The sequence below is a fragment of the Acinetobacter sp. 148 genome, assembly GCF_031196675.1.
GTDB classification, from domain to species: Bacteria; Pseudomonadota; Gammaproteobacteria; order Pseudomonadales; family Moraxellaceae; genus Acinetobacter; species Acinetobacter baumannii.
The window spans coordinates 60,657-78,086 of record NZ_JAVIMT010000038.1 but is presented as its reverse complement, the minus strand read 5'-3'; the positions used below and the strand labels follow the sequence as shown (position 1 = coordinate 78,086).

The 17,430-nt window shown below is 34.8% G+C and carries 19 protein-coding genes and 1 pseudogene; 12 read left to right on the top strand and 8 right to left on the bottom strand.

Annotated elements, in window-relative coordinates; all coding sequences use genetic code 11:
• The first annotated feature begins 200 nt into the window (after positions 1-200).
• The 8 genes and pseudogenes from RFX69_RS06570 (at position 201) to RFX69_RS06535 (ending at position 5,867) form a co-directional block, all read left to right on the top strand.
• The gene (locus tag RFX69_RS06570; RefSeq protein WP_289332985.1) at positions 201-380 is read left to right on the top strand and encodes a hypothetical protein; all 180 of its coding nucleotides are present in this window, start codon (positions 201-203) and stop codon (positions 378-380) included.
• Between the two features lie 382 nt (positions 381-762).
• Positions 763-969, top strand: coding sequence for a hypothetical protein (locus RFX69_RS06565; protein ID WP_271055965.1), 207 nt, complete (start codon positions 763-765; stop codon positions 967-969).
• 188 nt (positions 970-1,157) lie between these two features.
• Positions 1,158-1,859 (top strand): hypothetical protein, encoded by a 702-nt coding sequence (locus tag RFX69_RS06560; RefSeq protein ID WP_216072027.1) that lies wholly within the window; start codon positions 1,158-1,160, stop codon positions 1,857-1,859.
• A 259-nt stretch (positions 1,860-2,118) separates the two neighbouring features.
• On the top strand, positions 2,119-2,580 hold the full coding sequence (locus tag RFX69_RS06555) for a hypothetical protein (protein WP_271055966.1): 462 nt from the start codon (positions 2,119-2,121) through the stop codon (positions 2,578-2,580).
• A 149-nt stretch (positions 2,581-2,729) separates the two neighbouring features.
• Entirely contained in the window at positions 2,730-3,464 is a 735-nt protein-coding gene (locus tag RFX69_RS06550) for a lysozyme inhibitor LprI family protein (protein ID WP_289333136.1), read from the top strand.
• Positions 3,465-3,514: 50 nt separating this feature from the next.
• A pseudogene (locus tag RFX69_RS06545) lies at positions 3,515-4,314 on the top strand (hypothetical protein).
• A gap of 86 nt (positions 4,315-4,400) precedes the next feature.
• On the top strand, positions 4,401-5,126 hold the full coding sequence (locus RFX69_RS06540) for an SH3 domain-containing protein (protein ID WP_005109259.1): 726 nt from the start codon (positions 4,401-4,403) through the stop codon (positions 5,124-5,126).
• A gap of 69 nt (positions 5,127-5,195) precedes the next feature.
• Positions 5,196-5,867, top strand: coding sequence for a hypothetical protein (locus RFX69_RS06535; RefSeq protein WP_000639492.1), 672 nt, complete (start codon positions 5,196-5,198; stop codon positions 5,865-5,867).
• 134 nt (positions 5,868-6,001) lie between these two features.
• Here RFX69_RS06535 and RFX69_RS06530 read toward each other — a convergent pair whose 3' ends face one another.
• On the bottom strand, positions 6,002-6,658 hold the full coding sequence (locus RFX69_RS06530) for a haloacid dehalogenase-like hydrolase (RefSeq protein WP_000659467.1): 657 nt from the start codon (positions 6,656-6,658) through the stop codon (positions 6,002-6,004).
• Positions 6,659-6,800: 142 nt separating this feature from the next.
• On the opposite strand from RFX69_RS06530, the gene RFX69_RS06525 reads away from it, so the two are divergent.
• Entirely contained in the window at positions 6,801-7,157 is a 357-nt protein-coding gene (locus RFX69_RS06525; RefSeq protein WP_000787566.1) for a DUF5991 domain-containing protein, read from the top strand.
• Between the two features lie 64 nt (positions 7,158-7,221).
• On the opposite strand, the gene RFX69_RS06520 is transcribed toward RFX69_RS06525, so the two are convergent.
• A complete protein-coding gene (locus tag RFX69_RS06520) occupies positions 7,222-8,565 on the bottom strand; it encodes an alpha/beta fold hydrolase (RefSeq protein WP_001139636.1) in 1,344 nt (447 codons plus the stop codon).
• A 211-nt stretch (positions 8,566-8,776) separates the two neighbouring features.
• Between RFX69_RS06520 and RFX69_RS06515 the strand changes: the two genes are divergently transcribed.
• Together RFX69_RS06515 and parE are read left to right on the top strand one after the other, a co-directional pair.
• A complete protein-coding gene (locus RFX69_RS06515) occupies positions 8,777-9,358 on the top strand; it encodes a YqiA/YcfP family alpha/beta fold hydrolase (RefSeq protein WP_001021725.1) in 582 nt (193 codons plus the stop codon).
• A 14-nt stretch (positions 9,359-9,372) separates the two neighbouring features.
• Positions 9,373-11,256 carry a DNA topoisomerase IV subunit B gene (gene parE / locus RFX69_RS06510; RefSeq protein ID WP_000195974.1) on the top strand — a complete coding sequence of 628 codons (1,884 nt, stop codon included), beginning with the start codon at positions 9,373-9,375 and terminating at the stop codon, positions 11,254-11,256.
• Positions 11,257-11,378: 122 nt separating this feature from the next.
• Here the strand turns inward: parE and RFX69_RS06505 are convergent, their stop codons facing one another.
• A complete protein-coding gene (locus RFX69_RS06505; RefSeq protein WP_032050630.1) occupies positions 11,379-11,882 on the bottom strand; it encodes an ureidoglycolate lyase in 504 nt (167 codons plus the stop codon).
• On the bottom strand, positions 11,879-12,889 hold the full coding sequence (alc, locus tag RFX69_RS06500; RefSeq protein ID WP_289332968.1) for an allantoicase: 1,011 nt from the start codon (positions 12,887-12,889) through the stop codon (positions 11,879-11,881). The genes RFX69_RS06505 and alc overlap by 4 nt, the downstream gene beginning before the upstream one ends.
• Positions 12,890-13,088: 199 nt before the next feature.
• Between alc and hpxO the strand changes: the two genes are divergently transcribed.
• Entirely contained in the window at positions 13,089-14,246 is a 1,158-nt protein-coding gene (hpxO, locus tag RFX69_RS06495) for an FAD-dependent urate hydroxylase HpxO (RefSeq protein WP_001103527.1), read from the top strand.
• 52 nt (positions 14,247-14,298) lie between these two features.
• Here hpxO and RFX69_RS06490 read toward each other — a convergent pair whose 3' ends face one another.
• The 4 genes from RFX69_RS06490 to uraD form a co-directional block, all read right to left on the bottom strand.
• Positions 14,299-15,024 (bottom strand): outer membrane protein OmpK, encoded by a 726-nt coding sequence (locus RFX69_RS06490; protein WP_001176278.1) that lies wholly within the window; start codon positions 15,022-15,024, stop codon positions 14,299-14,301.
• A gap of 122 nt (positions 15,025-15,146) precedes the next feature.
• Positions 15,147-16,514 (bottom strand): nucleobase:cation symporter-2 family protein, encoded by a 1,368-nt coding sequence (locus RFX69_RS06485; protein WP_001016457.1) that lies wholly within the window; start codon positions 16,512-16,514, stop codon positions 15,147-15,149.
• A 24-nt stretch (positions 16,515-16,538) separates the two neighbouring features.
• On the bottom strand, positions 16,539-16,862 hold the full coding sequence (gene uraH, locus RFX69_RS06480) for a hydroxyisourate hydrolase (RefSeq protein ID WP_000626018.1): 324 nt from the start codon (positions 16,860-16,862) through the stop codon (positions 16,539-16,541).
• Positions 16,859-17,362 (bottom strand): 2-oxo-4-hydroxy-4-carboxy-5-ureidoimidazoline decarboxylase, encoded by a 504-nt coding sequence (gene uraD, locus RFX69_RS06475; RefSeq protein WP_000477669.1) that lies wholly within the window; start codon positions 17,360-17,362, stop codon positions 16,859-16,861. Before uraD ends, uraH begins: the two co-directional genes overlap by 4 nt.
• Between the last annotated feature and the right edge of the window lie 68 nt (positions 17,363-17,430).

Here is a 17,430-nt window from a genome sequence, read left to right as displayed (position 1 = left end):
TTTAATGGATACTATAGGAGAATAATAAGTAGAATTGAAATTACTGAATCGGATACTACTCAAGCATTCCTACTATTAAAAAAGGTGATATGGGAAGATAGAGGGTCAGAGTATGATGTCCTTGATTATTCCAGTGCGTGTATTCATATATTCTCAGTTATTATCCTGTGTGCTGTTGTAGGTAGAACTAAAATTTCATTATGGCGAATATTTGTAAAGCCAATCTTCAATCTATTTCCAGTGGTAAAAGTGAGTTAATCAGAGCAGTTCATATTCGCTTAGCAAGTTTTGGTGGAGTATTACTAAAAGATGAATTTACAAAGCTAACTGTAAAATGTATTAAACAATTCCAATGGGATTATAGGGAAGCAGATATTTAAAAGATTTATGGTTCTGTTCTGACTGTTTTATATAAACTCAGAGATGAATAGAAAATAACTTACTCTTTTTATTCAGTGGAATAACATTGTAGGAAATATTCAAGTTTTGGCCGTAGTAGATTTACACCCTGCCGTTAGTATAATTATTAACTAAATAAAAAAACCTATAATTTATCACCAAATGATACTACAAGAATGTTTACTGTTGCTAAGTACTAAATATTATTCTAGGACCTATGCGAGAAGCTAAATTTAAGTTGGTCTAACTGGAAAAGAAAAGTTTAATACCAATTTACAAGAGCGGATTTTCCGGGAATATTTGATACCTTCAAAGAGACCAACTTTAGGTGCATTTGTATTAGATGGGAAAGGTACCGTACAATTGGCCCAATATGAAGCTTCAAAAGAATGGGCATCAATAGCTACACCTCATGGATTGAAAATTGGTAAAAAGAGTGTTGACTATGTTTCAGATGGAACAAAATCTTTTTATGAAAGTAAGGCCAATCATGCAAATATGGGCTCTACAAAAATGGTTAAAGAAATTTTGGAAAAAATTTTGAAATATCATCAACAACATCAAAAGTGAGATGAACAGTGAAAAGACTAATATACGTATTATTATCTGCAATAGGCCTTACAGTAGGTTGTAATGCTAAATCAGTAGAGCCAAAAAACCTGAAGACTATTAAAGTTGAGCCTTGTGGTTTTGATTATGATGTGGATAACTATTATTGTAAAAAAAGATAAACTAAAATTTTTGAAAATAATATTGGTATGCAGCCAGATTTTAACAAAGATTATTCTGTAATAAAGATTGAGGATGGTAAATATTATAGATTGGCTGTATTAAACCAAAAAAATTATGTGGTTTATCCTCTAAATTATCAAATAAGTAAAAATAAAGCTAACTTTAATTATTCTGTTGAAAAAGATGAATTGTGTATAGCTGGAGATTTATACTCTTATAGAGATACATATTTAAATTCAAAAGCATGTTTTAAAATTATTGATGATGCTTTTGTAAAGGTTAGTATTGTAGAAAATATAAATCAAAAAACTAATAATAAGTCACTAGTTTATTTAAAAACTCCAATTTCCTCAGATTTTTTCTCCAAATGTAACGAGAAAAACTCAGCTAAGAAATGCACGCAACTTGAAAATTCTAATAATCGGGCTTACTCTTTCTCTGAATTAGAAAAAATATCTCCTGATTTTATAAATATACTTAAGGACACAAAAGTAGATTCGTTAAATGTAAATACATTTAGATTCCTTCCTCAATTCAAAGATAGCTTTTATTCTATTGCTGAAAAATATATTGATACAGATGAAAGTTCTAGTTCTGAATTTTATTTAATAAAAATAAAGCCTGATTTAAAAGTAGAGAAAATAGGAGATTATTACTCAATTGATAGTTCAGGAGTGATAACTTATAAAGATGAAAATGGTAAAATTTTAAAGAAAAATTTAAAATAAGAATTGTCTTAAAAATTAGACTAATATATACTTTTATTGTACCCCAATAGATTTGGGGTACAGATAGAAATTTTTAACGAAAATTTTGAGAATATTAGTTATATTTTTTATTGTTACATAAATGTCAAAGTATTTTTTGCAAGGAAGATATTCAAAGAGTAAATATTTCTCCTATTAGTTTCAAAAAATGTAAATAAAAAATGTTGCGATGTTTTTATAATTTTTCTTGTAAAATAAGATATCAGCTTAGGTATAATTTATGAAATACAAATTATTTACATTTATTTTTCTATCCTTTTTCTTTAGTTTTACAAATGCAAGTAACGATGAGAAATGTTTTGAAGACTCAAAAAGTTTAATCACAAACTTATATAAAAACTATCCTGTGGATGGAAATAAAATTATTGAGAGTGCTGATAGAAAAACTATTTCTAGGTTTTTTTCTAATCAATTAACAAATATGTTAGTAAAAGATTATACTTGTAGAAATAATCTAAATGGTGTATGCAATATAGATTTTAATATTTTAAGTAATGCACAAGATGATATAGGTAAATTTAGTATACTACAAGCTACAGATAATATTGTTACTGTTAAATTTAATACGCCTACACATGGTGAGTTTATTGATTTTTTGATAGAAAATAAAGGTAAATGTAAGCTTATTAAGAATATAAAATACGATAATAATACTAATTTGATTAAAATTTTGCAGCAATAATATTTGTTTCTATTTAGTGAAAATACTAGTGTAATATATAAATTATGGTTGGGAAAAACAAGAAACTTTAATATATTTGTGATGTTGTTGTAAATTTTTTATAAAATAGAAATTTGTCTGAATTTTGATTTTTATTGAAGGTACATATAGTGAAAAATAGTTTCACTAAGTTTTCTAATATTTTATTAGTCTCTAGTTTGAGTATCTATTCAAATGCTGCAGATTATAAACCACAACGGTTAGATGAGAAAACAATATATAGTAATAGTGAGCATGATCTGAATAGTATATATTTAGATATAAAAAGCTATATCAGTGATAATAAAAATGAAGTTAAGTATCTGGTAGATACTCAACGTTCTTGGTTGAAAGATAGAAATTTAAAATGTAAATTTAATGGGAAAGAAGCAAGTAGTGAAAACTATAAATGTTTAAGTGATTTTAATAGTTCTAAAATAAAAGATTTGAAAAAGTTATATTTGGACCTTGATAGTTTAGAGGGAAACCTAATAAAACCATTTAAATACACAGATGGTATTGTCAAAGAGTTAGAAACAGGTGGATGTTATTGTAGTGAAAGTACAATTAAAATTTTAAAAAACAAAATTTATATATATCAAGCTTGTGATCAAGGGTTAAAGGAGGCACGTATATATAATATTGTTGGTAAGAAAAAAGATGAATTTTCTATAGAATATCAAATTGATACGAATAATAATAAAGTTCCAGAATTTAGTTTGGTATTTGTTACTATCGGTAAAAATGTTTGGAATATAGTTCCTAAAATCTTTAGAAAAGTAGATTTAATAAATTTGAATTTTGCAATTAATTATACAACAGATAATAATCTTAAAGAGACGAAGCTAGCATGTTCAATTGACTGATATAAATTTTAAATTTAAAGACTAATATTTTTGTAAACTGAGAAAACCGCATGTTTAAATTTTTTATAATTAGTATATTAGCTTGGGCGAATGCTGCTAATGCTGAGTTTAATATAGAAAATAATCAAGATCAGCCAGTAAATGTCAAATTAGGGTATCGGAGTGTTTTAAATTCTTCCTTTATATATACTGATGTCAGCAAAAATGTAGATTTGAAAAAAATATCATTACTGTTCCATATGGCGAAGTTACAGTTTTACTAAATCCGGTTTTGAATAATAATAATGAAATAAAAGGAAAGAATTATTACTTTATAAGCTATCAACCTACAATTCTATTAGGGGAAAATCAATATAAACTTCCTTTTGTTATTTCAGATGTTGGAGCAATTGGTACTAGTATTATTTATAATGATAATAATATTTCTATTTTTTCAATTGAAAGTTATACAAATCCTGTGTCCAATAATAATTCAAAAAAATTTAAAAGTGATATATATGTATTTAATAAAAAAAGTATAGGGATATACAATCCATCATTTTTATCAATAAATGTTAAATTAAGAAGTTTAAATGATGCTTCAATGAAATTTACAAAATTATCATCCATAAAGTATAATAAAAAAGATAAGTCATATCAAATAGTATATGACTTTCAAAAACTAACTGAAGATTTTGCTTCAACTGGAAAAGTTAATTATGAGAAATTTCCAATTCAATATTCTTTTTCCTTAATTCCTGATAAAAATAAACCTTTTTTAATTAAAGATATTGTTGAAAAGAGAAAGGGTGAGAAAAATATTGTTTCAAAAATTGAAAATAATGATATGTATTTATATTTTTTGAAATAGAGATTATTTTATATAAATTATTTTACTGCTTTTTAAATAATTGGTAATATTGAAAATATTTTCTTATTAATAAAAGTTAATACCGAATGAATAAATATCTTAAATTTATAGTTTTTACTGCTTTCATGATTGGATCTATTGAGGCTTTACATGCTGACTTTGGTCTTATTCAAGATAAGGATGGGTATGTGAATGTAAGGGAAAATTCAAGTTTAAGTTCGAAAGTTACATCTAAATTAAATAATAATGAAATTGTTTCTTGTGTAATGGATGAAGAGACTAATAATTTTTGTTTAGTTAATGCAAGTAATGGTGCAACAGGATTTGTCTATAAAAATAGAATAAATAATTTTAGTGGTTACACTTCTATTAAGCTATCTCAATATTCTAGAGAAAAGGTTATCTATAGTGATAAAAATATAATTGTAGAAGTGTATGCAAAAAAAGCTATTTCGGATCCTAAACTGTATAAAACTTTCAAAGGTAAATATAAATATTTTAATAATAAAAAGTTTTTTGGTACAGATGGTAGTCTACCTGACAATAATTTTTTACAACTTGATAAAATTATTGTTAAAGAAAAAGATAACAGAATAGAAATCAGTAGAACTGAGCTCGAGCAATATTTTTTCCCTAAAGATGGTATCGATGAGGGCAAGAACGAGCTTGCTGATTTTAAAATATATTACTTAAATAATAATATTTTTATTTTAAATACTTTTAATAATGGTGGTGCAGCAGCATATAATATCGTTTTAAATATAAAAAATGGAAAACTAGTTGCCAATAAAGCTTGGAAAGTTGAAATTTGATAATATTCATATAGTAAAGTTAGGAATGGCTCTAAATATTAATTTCATTAGTGATGTGAGAAAATAGAAGTGATTTATAAAAAATTAGTTTTTGTATTTTTAGTAGGTTTTAGCTTATCTACTATTCAATATGTAATTGAAGGAGCTTATGCAAATTCTTTTGAAATACAGAAAGTAAATAATAGCCAATTCATTGAATCTACTGAAAAAATTAGAAAAATAAAAAAGGGTTTAGATAATAAAATTTATTTATTATTAGATTCTGATGAAGGTTGTATAGTAAGTGAAAAACCTCTTAATAAAGATATCGTAATTATCTATAAAGAGGAAGAAAAATTTAAATATGATGTTGTGAACCCACTATTGAAAAAAGATAGTAGTGATTGTGTTTCAGAATTAGCTTTTGTTACAGATGAGCCTAATTATTTTTATAATATTAAAAAAAGAAGCAAGGATTTAGTTCGAGGCTATGGCTTTGAATTAAATAAGGATCAGATTTTATATAAAAATAATAAAATTAGAGGAGTTGATTTGATAGGGGATGGAATTCCTAATATTATAACTGAATGTTTTTCAAGTGAAGGTGCACATTTTAATATTTTTGGAGGGCAAAATAATGAAGAAAAGTTGTTACATCGTTACACTTACCTAGATATGAACTTACAAGCATCGTGTACTGAAAATGAAAAAATATATAGTAAAGGTTTGTTAGATTTAAGAAATAAGTATAGAGAAAATTAATGAAAGTATCTGATAATATTCTCTATAAATAGAAATTTAATTTAAATAGCATAGACACCTTTATTACTAAAAGTGCCTATGCTATCTTTATTTAGTCTTTAGAAATTTATATAAACAATATTCATATCATAAGCTTAAAACCAATTTAATATTTTTAAATTTTTGATTTTAATATTTTTAATTTTGTTGTTATCCCCGTTAATTAAATAGGGTAATTTAGCGCCAATCAAAATGGGTAAGTCATCTTCAATATCATCACTGTATGTTGCAAACCAAGGTTGTTTGATATCAAGCTTATTCAATCTTTTTACTTTTTCTTCAGCCCTACAATGTATTCCACTTACCCATCCTCCTAGTTTATTTTGTAAAGGAGTACCAATGATTTGTACATTTAGATTAATAGAATCTAGTAAAACTTTTGCTAACTTTTCTGGTGCAGCCGTGGCAATAAACACAATTCTTCCATTGGCTAAATGATCTTTAACTTCGGCTATACCTTGCTCAAACCAATATAATGAACTGAAAGTAGTTTCATTGATATTCTTAGAGAAATTTTTAAAGCTGTATTCTAATTCTTGTTCGTTCAAGCTATACGTTGCAATCCATAAATACAATGACGCACCTTTAGATTTATATTTCTTAAATTTCATAAGAGGTAAAGCGATAGGTGTAACAATAAGTGCTCCGATAAATCTAAAAATATTAGATTTCAATTTATCTGTTAACCATGTCCTTGTAGAGTCACCCGAGAGTAATGTCCCATCCAAATCAAAAACAACAATTTCCTTCATATATTTCTCTAAATTTGTTAATAGTGATAAGAATTAATTTTCAAAAGAGTATTTTAATAGTTGATTTATAAAATTATTAAATATTTTATTGTATTGTAATTTGGTTATAATAGTTTGACTTGATTGTTTATAAATTAATTAAATGAAAAATTTTTGTTTTTTATTATTCCTAGTTCTTTCTACTAACACATTTGCAAATGCAGATAAGTGGTATGGTACTTATCATTATTATAGTTCTGAAGAACTATCAGGTGGAAATGTTGCGACGATAGAATCTGTTTTAGCATTAACACCCAAAAAGTGTGAGTATTCTGTTGCTGGCTTTCAAGTTGATAAATCTTATATATGCAAAGTGAAAGAGAAAAATAACGAACTATATTTCTTTAAAGTTCAAAGTGGTGAAAAGTTAGGAAAAGTAGTCTTTAAGGAAGGAAAATATTATCTTTATTCCGATGACGTTTTAGATATCAAAGATAACCTATTTTATAAAGATAAATAATTGATATAGGGCTATTTTTAAAATAATTTAAACGTAAAAAAACCCAACATAAGTTGGGCTTTTTTTACGTCTCTACAATTCCTTCTAAATCTTCGAGCGTATAATTCGGCATATCAATAATATGGGTTTGAATACCGTCTTGCACATAATCATTCACATGAGGATATAACCAGCGAGTAATCTGTTCGGCAACACTTGAGTGATACTGAATTTCAAAGTGATTTAAGCCATAAAACACCGCTTTATGTGAATCTGGAACTTTAAGCTGAAAACGTGGATTAGGATGTTCACCTAGTGCGCTTTTTACACTCACTAAGTAATCGCCAATCACGGTAAGCGCTTTATTACGCACCTTTTCAAACTCGAGTGTTCCTGCCACTAAAAAGGTATTGATATGGGAAGGTAGAGGAGCCGGAGCACGGTTGTCATCCATCATACCAATACGGGCATCCATGTATTCCCAGTCATCATCTCGAACACTACCATGGCGTAGGTCTAAAATCCCATTACTACGGATGTTAACCAACTGACCAATTAGGCCAACAAATGGAAAAGCGCCTAGCCGATCTTGTAGTGCAAATCCAAAACGCTCAAGCACTGCACCGTGGTGGGGAGATCCAATACAGACGAGGTTTTCGACCATATGAATCCATTGGTACATATTTTGTTTACCGTAAAACAGTGCGCTACGGGAAACCAGTCCACCCATACTATGACCAATTAAATCAATGCTAGTAATTCTTGGATTACGCTGTACTAAATCTTCTAATAAATTTGAGAAACTGCGACCATTGGCTGAAATGCGGCGGCCTGTATTGTAATTTAAATACAGCATCGTGTTGTGATCACGCTGTGCTAACAGACGCTCACCAATCCCGCCATAATGTGCATTTGACCAAGTAAGATGGTTCATGCACAAACCATGAACCAAAATTACAATACGGCCTGCAAGTTCGCCTTGTTGGATTGCACCGTAGTGGTCGTATAGAACCATTGGCAAGGCGAGGGGACTATGTTGTTTAAGTAGATAGTCTCCGAAAATACCATTTAACACTCCTACTAAAAAATGAAGGGTTGGTGTTAATGGCTTCTCATGAAGGGTTGGAAATTTTTCAATAATGCGACGCAGCCCTGGTGCTAAAAAACAACTACCATATTTTTGTAAGGCACCATAAGAAAACTGATATGCCTTTTGGACAGAGGGCCGTTTTTGGAAATTTTTAGCATTTTGGGCACTAATACCAAAAGCATTTTTTAATACTTCAATATTAATGACTTGTATTAATTCATGTACACCATTTAAGCTGGTACTGAACAGTTGAGCTAAACCTTCTAGTACGTCGGCCTGACTAGGTGGCGTACGATCCCATTTACAATAAGTTTCATGTAACGGTGTTAAGCTCGGCATATCTTTTCCCCATTTACGTTATAACCGACGTTTTAAGCTGTACTTTTTATGAACGGCAGCTAACGTTTCCATCTTAGTAGTTTAAATAACACATGTTTTTAAAATACTGATGAATGGTAAGTTGAGTGGTTTTTCTTGTCTGACAATAGTGTTTTTATATACAAACTGAGAACAAAAATGTGAGTTTATTCTCAATTTAGAGGGAAAATATATGAATATTATCTACCTCCATGGCTTTAATAGTAGCTCTTCTTCAATTAAAGGGCTCAGCCTTAAGCAGTATTGTAGCGAATTGGGCATAAATGTGCATTTGCCAGATTTAAATAGATCTCCGGAACAGGTAGTAGCCCAGGTTTCAGAGCTGATTGAGTCTTTACAAGAGGTGGCTTTAGTCGGCAGTAGTCTTGGTGGATTTTTTGCGACATATTTTGTCGCGAAATATAATATTCCGGCTGTACTGATTAACCCTGCTATGCAACCATGGAAGCTGTTTGATGAGTTATTTCAAGTTGAAAGTATGCCTTATAAGGTGAACGATCAATGGTCAATTGATCATGTTCAGTTACGACAGTTAGAACAACTGGAACTGAAACAGCCTGAAAATGCTGACAAAATACTCGTCTTGTTGCAACAAGGCGACGAAATTTTGGATTATCGTCAAGCACAACGCTATTATAGTGCTGCAACACCATCCTCATTGATTTTGACGGATGCTCATGGCAATCATGCCATGGAAGATTTTGAAGAAAAATTACCCTTAGTGATCGAATTCTTTGCGCACACCATCAAATAAGGAAAACGTACAACGTGACACAATATACGGCTCAATCGCTTGAAGTTCTTTCCGGTTTAGACCCTGTTCGTCGTCGTCCGGGGATGTATACCGATACTTCTCGTCCTAACCATTTAGCGCAAGAAGTTATTGATAATGCTGTCGATGAAGCCTTAGCCGGTCATGCCGACAAAATCTGTGTCACGGTTTATAAAGATGGTTCGTTGTCGGTTGAAGATAATGGCCGTGGTATGCCAGTCGATATTCACCCTGAATATGGACAAAGTGGTATCGAAATCATTTTAACCAAGCTGCATGCTGGCGGTAAGTTTAGTACTGATAACTATCAGTTTTCAGGTGGTTTACATGGTGTGGGGATTTCGGTTGTAAATGCTTTATCAACTCGTGTTGAGGTAGAAGTTCAGCGTCAGGGTAATTTATACCAGATGGCCTTTGAGCAAGGTGAACCTGTTGCGCCTTTGGCAGTGCTAGAAGGCAAAGCACCAAAACGTGCGACTGGTACAACGGTACGTTTCTGGCCTGAAGCTAAATATTTTGATAGTCCAAAATTTGCTTTAAAAGCACTCAAACATAATTTAAAAGCTAAAGCTGTTTTAGCAGCTGGTTTAAAAATTACTTATATCGATCAAATTAATGATGAAAAAATCGAATGGCAATTTGAAAATGGTCTTGTCGATTATTTGATGGATGAATTGCAAGACCGCGAAATTTTGCCAAACCCTGCATTTGTAAGCAGTGGGCAAGCAGACCGTGCGGCATGTGAATTTGCGATTTGCTGGAATGTTGAAGGTGGTGAACAGGTTCAAGAAAGCTACGTCAACCTGATTCCGACTGCACAAGGTGGTACTCATGTGAACGGTTTGCGTTCAGGGGTGACCGAAGCGCTACGTGAATTCTGTGAGTTACGTAATTTATTACCACGTAATCTTAAACTTTCGGCTGAAGATGTTTGGGATGGCGTGAACTATATTTTATCGCTTAAGTTCCAAGAACCACAGTTCTCTGGTCAAACCAAAGAGCGTCTTTCGAGTCGTGAAGCTGCCAATATAGTTTTAAATATTGCTAAAGATGCGTTTGCGCTCTGGCTAAACCAGCATGCTGAAATTGCCATGCAACTTGCTGAAATGGCAATTTCTAAAGCAGGGCGCCGTTTAAAAGCTGCAAAAAAAGTTGAGCGTAAAAAGATTGTTTCTGGCCCGGCTTTACCGGGTAAGCTAGCGGACTGCGTGGGCCAAACACGGGAAGAAAGTGAACTCTTTATTGTTGAGGGTGACTCAGCGGGCGGTAGTGCCAAGCAGGCGCGTGATAAGAACTTTCAAGCCATCATGCCAATTCGTGGAAAAATCTTAAATACATGGGAAGTTTCTTCAGATGAAGTACTTGCTTCTCAGGAAGTTCACGACATTGCGATTGCAATTGGTGTAGACCCAGGTAGTGATGATTTATCTGAATTACGTTACGGCAAAATCTGTATTTTGGCCGATGCCGACTCGGATGGTTTACACATTGCGACTTTGCTTTGCGCTTTATTCGTTAAACATTTTCCAGCATTGGTTGAAGAAGGGCATTTGTATGTAGCAATGCCACCATTGTTCCGTATCGACATTGGTAAAGATGTCCATTACGCGCTAGATGATGAAGAGCTTGAAACCATTTTGAAAAATGTTAAAGGCAATAAGAACCCGCAAATTACCCGATTCAAAGGGTTGGGTGAGATGAACGCAATTCAACTACGTGAAACAACAATGGATCCGAACACCCGTCGTTTGGTGCAACTCGATCTAGATGATGCACATTTAACGGCAGGTTTACTCGACAAGCTCCTTGCAAAAAAACGTGCAGCAGACCGTAAGCAATGGCTTGAGCAGAAGGGTAACTTAGCTGATATTACGGTTTAAAAATAAATGAAAAAATCCCTGCTCAATTGGCGGGGATTTTTTGTGTAAATCTAAATTGTTGAAAATCACCACAACGGGTTCTACTATTAAATTAAAAAATAGACAGATCTGTCTATTTTAATTTAGACAGTAATTTTTATAGCTTCTGGAAATTGAAAAACATCACAATTTGCACCGCCTCCAATTCGATCCACTACTGCAAAATCACTCGGCGCTTCAAAGGTAAGCAAAGGATGATGCCAAGTACCTGCCCGATAATTGATACTTTGCTTGCCATCCGAAACAAAAGCACATAGTTTTGAAATATCAGGAGTATTTTTGTCTAAAGCAGGGGCCACAATAATTAAAAATTTTTGTTGCTGTAATGGAATGAATGCTTGAGAGCCTTTCGGATGGCGCTCTAGCATTGAAATCTCCAGAGGTAACACACTCGCCTTAATATTTCGGAAAATACTAATTCCTGCCTTTGCTTCGCCCTCAATTTCAGTTTCAACGAGCGCATGGTAGCGCTCGGTGTGTGCATCATTAATATGAAAAAAATCATGCCCGTCACAACAAATGACTTCTCCGAAGGGCTGAAAGTTCTCAATGGTTAAAGGCTGAATTTGAACATTCTTCATGATCATGACTTGGCAATTCTTCCCCATAAACGGACACGGCTAATACCACCATCCGGAATCATATTAATACGGATATGCGAGACTTTTTCATGCTTTAAAATCTCATTCACATATTCATGAATATGGTCCATTTGCATAGGTTGGGCTTCAAGTAAGTAAGACCAAAACATACTTTGTGGAATCAGCTGTGCATCGGTTGCATTTTCAAGGTAGACCGCCTGAATAGAAACTTCAGCAGGAAAGTTACCTTTAAAATGCGCCGTATCAATTTCAATTTTTTCAATTTTTCCGCTTTTACCCAGTGCAAGAATACACCAGTCATAACCTGGTGCGCGGCGGCGTTTGGTTTCCCATCCATCGCCCATGTTGATGCCACGGCCTGGGTTAATCAAATTACGTGGATGTCCAAAGTGCGCATCGCTATAAGCAATTACACGACCGCCATTTTCTAAGGCCAATAAATCGAGAGTCTGCTCGTGGTCGGTCACCTGAATATGAACGTCACCATAAACACGTAAACGGGCAATACCGCCATCCGGGAAAATATTGAGGCGTATATGCGTGAAAATTGCATCATTATTGACCATAAAAATATGATGTTGACTCGGCCCTAGCTCTGTATTTTCCAAAATACTCTGCCACGTTACCCCAGTAAGGTCACCATTTGGTGCATAACATGCCTCTAATGATGCAGATGCAGGATAATTTCCTGTAAAAAACGTGGTATCGATATCAAGTGCACTGATTTTTCCACTCACACCTAGTTTCACAATACACCAGTCATAGCCTGCATGACGCTTACGGCGGGTCTCCCAACCGTCCATCCATTTGCCATGATCATCAAATTTATCTTCAACAAAAATAGGTGCTTCAAATTGCAGCATACGCTTTGCTTCTGCAAAGAAATCATCTGAACACTCAATCACTTGTGCACCAATTCGGGCATCTGCCAAATTCGTTTTAGTATTCAAAATTTCAGGAAGTTCAAAAGCTGGAGCGTGCAATGTTGCCATAATGGAGTATCCGTATTTCTTGTTAAAAACATGATTTTTCATTTAAAACTGCACTCACACTGAGCGTGTTGAGATGAGTTTTATACATAAATATATAAGCATGGTGCATGCCAGTTTTGTGGAAAAGCTAAATAAATTTTGAACGATGGCATGTTTTTAGCATAAGCATCCTATAGGTGAATATCTATAGGAGCGTGTTATGAATGTGGTGATTATTGGTGCGGGAATGGGAGGTCTAACCACAGGCATTGCATTAAAGAAATTTGGTCACCAAGTTCGTATTTTTGAGCAAACTGAAAAGATTCTTCCGGTCGGCGCCGCAATTTCGCTGTGGTCGAATGGGGTGAAATGTCTGAACTATCTGGGATTAACTGACAAAATCGCCAAACTTGGTGGACAAATGGATGACTTGGCCTATGTAGATGGTTTAACTGGAGATGTGATGACACAATTCAGTTTACGACCATTAATTGAAGAAGTAGGACAACGCCCTTATCCGGTTGCACGTGCCGATTTACAAAATATGTTAATGGATGAGTTTGGTCGAGATCAGATTTATTTAGGCAAAAAAATGGTAGGCCTTGAAGATAAAGCTGATTTTGTAGAGGTTCATTTTGCTGATGGTAGCTCAACACAGGCTGATTTACTCATAGGGGCAGATGGTACGCATTCAATGACTCGGGCCTATGTGTTAGGTCAGCAGGTACAACGTCGCTATGCAGGTTATGTGAACTGGAATGGTCTGGTTGAAATATCCGAAGATTTAGCGCCAGCTCAGCAATGGACGACTTATGTAGGAGAGGGCAAGCGCGCGTCTCTGATGCCAGTTGCGGATGGACGTTTTTATTTCTTTTTAGATGTACCTTTACCAGCAGGGTTAGAGAATAATCGGGATGAATATAAAAAACTTTTAAAACAATATTTTGCTGATTGGTGTCAGCCAGTGCAGCAGCTTATTGAACGCTTAGACCCGCAAAAAACCAATCGGGTAGAAATCCATGATATTGAACCGTTCACACAGTTTTATAAAGGTCGTGTGGTGATTTTAGGTGATGCTGCACATAGCACGACACCTGATATTGGGCAAGGCGGTTGCCAAGCTATGGAAGACGCGATTTATTTAGCGCGGTCTTTGCAAATTAACACTTTGGGACTAGAGGATGCTTTACGCCGGTATCAAAACAAGCGTAATGAACGTGCCAATGAATTGGTGCTTCGTGCGCGCAAACGCTGTGACGTAACGCATATGAAAGATGAAACGGTCACGCAGGCCTGGTATGCGGAACTACGCCGTGAACAAGGCGGACATATTATGCAGGGAATTATTAGCAATATTGTGGGTAATCCACTCGATTAAAAACAAAAACAGCAAGGATTTTCCTTGCTGTTTTATCTTCTAAATAAAAATTTTAGAAGTGGTATTTAACCAATGCACTAACGTTATTCTCGTCGGCACCTTTAATACCAAATTTGTTATTCCACACAGAGTGCTCGATACCGAGGTATAGACGTGTATCAGGAGAAATGTGTTTACCTACATTCCATTTCCATTGAGTTGTCCAGTTCAACTCGCTCGCATGGTCGCCTTCAGCGGTTGACCAGTCTAGGAAACCATCTACCAAGAAATCTTCAGATGCGATTTTAAATGGAATGCCATAAACGAACGTCATTTGATAATCGTCGTCAGTGTTCTCATTATTCGCACGATAGAAGTTTAAATTCGCATATTGGAAATATGGGATATCTAAATCAACTGCAAAACCATACAAGAAGTTGTCAAAGTTATTGCCGTTTTCGCTATTACTTTCCCAAGTGGTACTAATGAGTACATCTTTAATTGGGCCGTACGCCAGTTTTTTGCCAGACACTTCGCCTAAGCTTAAACGTGGTGATAACTCAAAATAAGTACTCTTATGGTCATTTTCGCCACGCATGCGGTCCATAAAGAAAAATACATCAGCATATTTAACTTTTGCTGCATATTCCAAAGTAATGGTGGTTTCTTTGTCATCTACAACTTCATAGTTTTCACCATAAAGTCCAGTCACGCTAAAATCTTGCCAGATTGGTTTTGCCTGAACCATGGCAGTTGCAGATAACAAGGCACAAGTCGCCGCAAGTTGCTTTAATTGCATTTAAATGATCTCCCCCCAAATAAAGCACGCTAAGGATACAGGGTCTTAAGCAAAAATGAAGCCAAATTTGATCAACGGTTAAAAAAAAGCCCACCGAAGTGGGGCGCTAAAAAACTAACTCATTAATGTGTATTTCGTGTGTTTATTGTTTGGCTTAAATGAGGGGTACGCGAGCTGCGAAATGAAGGTAAGTGATTAAATAACAAATTCAATAAGATAGCAAAGATACAAGTCGAACTAATACCCGAATGGAACAAAGTTTGTACCCAAACTGGGAAATGAGCATAAAATTCATGGTTAATAATTGGAATCATCCCAGCTGATAAAGCAGTTGCTACAATAATCAAATTTTTCTGATCGTTATAATCAATTTTTGCCAAAGTGCGAATTCCACTTGCTGCAACCGACCCAAATAAGACCAAACCCGCACCACCAAGTACTGGCATAGGAATTGCCGCAATAAGGCGGCCCATAACAGGTAATAGACCTAAAATAATCAGAATGACACCGCCTGCTGCTACGACAAAGCGGCTTTTGATACCTGTAATTGCCACCAGTCCAACATTTTGGGCAAAAGCACTTTGCATGAATGAACCAAAGATAGGAGCAATCGCACTTGAAAACATATCTGCACGTACACCATTGGCGATGCGTTTTGAATCGACTTGGGTTCCTACAATGTCTCCGACAGCAATAATATCGGCTGTAGTTTCCGTCATAATCACCAAAGTAACGATTAGCATCGATAAAATTGCACTTAGCTCGAAAGTTGGTAAACCAAATGCAAATAAGTGCGGAAATTGCAGCCATGCGCCTGAGCTCACCTGACTAAAATCTCCAAAACCCATAAAGTAGGCAAGGGTAGTACCCGCAACAATAGCCAACAAAATTGATAAACGGCGAATACTTGCTTGTGGCAGCATATTTAGAATAATCACAATGCCTAAGGTCAGCAAAGCTAAAGAGATATTCTCGACGCTACCCCAATCAGGTGCTTTGTTGTTACCACCCATCATCCAGCGAATCGCAACGGGTAATAGCGATAGCCCAATAATCGTGATGACGCATCCGGTCACAACAGGTGGGAAAAAACGAATAATTTTTGAAAAGTAAGGTGCAAGGCATAGTCCAATTAGAGAGGCTGCAATAACCGCGCCGTAGACAGCAGGCAACCCACCACCTGTAGTGATAATAGCAACCATGGTTGCCACACCAGCAAAAGACACACCTTGCACTAGAGGTAATTTTGCCCCTAGATATTTGGTTCCGATGGTTTGTATGAGAGTTGCCAACCCGCCTACAAATAGGGCCGCTGCAATGAGCATTCCGACTTGTGCTGCGCTTAAGCCAGCTGCCGTTCCAATAATCAGTGGCGGGGCTACAATTCCCCCATACATGGTGAGCACATGCTGTAAGCCGTAAGCAAAACTTTTGGAAATTCCTAAATATTCATGCTCTGGAGAAATCGCATTCTTTTGCTGATGATTCATATTTTTCTCCTATTTATATTTGAGTTAGCTGCCGCGATAAGTGGAATAAGCAAACGGACTAATAAGTAATGGAATGTGGTAATGCTGATTGGTGTCTTCTATAAAAAATTGAATACAAACACGGGGGAAAAAAGTTTTGATTTGCTGTGATGAAAAATAAGGGGCAACTTCAAATTCAAGTTGATAAGCACCTTTACCTAAGTTTTTTATTCCAAAATCACTCACTCGCCCATCTTGGTTGGTAATTGCAGTCGCTATCAGTTCATGAGTGGCTGCATGAAACAACTTCACTTCGACCTGTGCCGCCGGTTTACCTAAATTCGTATCTAAAATATGAGTGCTGATCATGCTTGTACTTCCTGAGATAGACGTAATAGAGCAATTGCAGCGAGTTGCTCATGTACAATTGTTTTTTCAATAGCTAAGTTGTTTTGAAGACGTTGATGGAGTTTTTTTAAAATCTCGTCGCTACTGAGGCCTGCGGCTTTAATTAGAAAAATAAAACCAAACTTCTGCTCATACTCGATATTACCTTGCAGCAGGGCTTGTTGTGTTTGTTCATCTAAGGAAATGCCAGCTTGTTCTTGGGCTGAAAAATTTTGCTCTTTTGCATTGAGCTGTTTTTTTGCCTGTCTTTCACCAATTTTTGGATGGGTGGCTAATGCGGCCTGAATCTCTTGCCATGACCATGTGTGGCTTAATTGTTCTGCATACCCTAAAAGTACTGATGTTGATGAGTAGGGACGTTCTGAAATAATTTTTTCGGCCCATACAGGAATATGGACGCAGTTGTTTAACAGAGTCTTGAGTTGGTCGGGCGGGGCTTGATTAAACTCGGCTAAAAACACTGTTATTCCTAAACTCGTTGTCGTGATATAGAGTTTTAGCAATAACAGTGCCAAGAGTGATGTGAGAT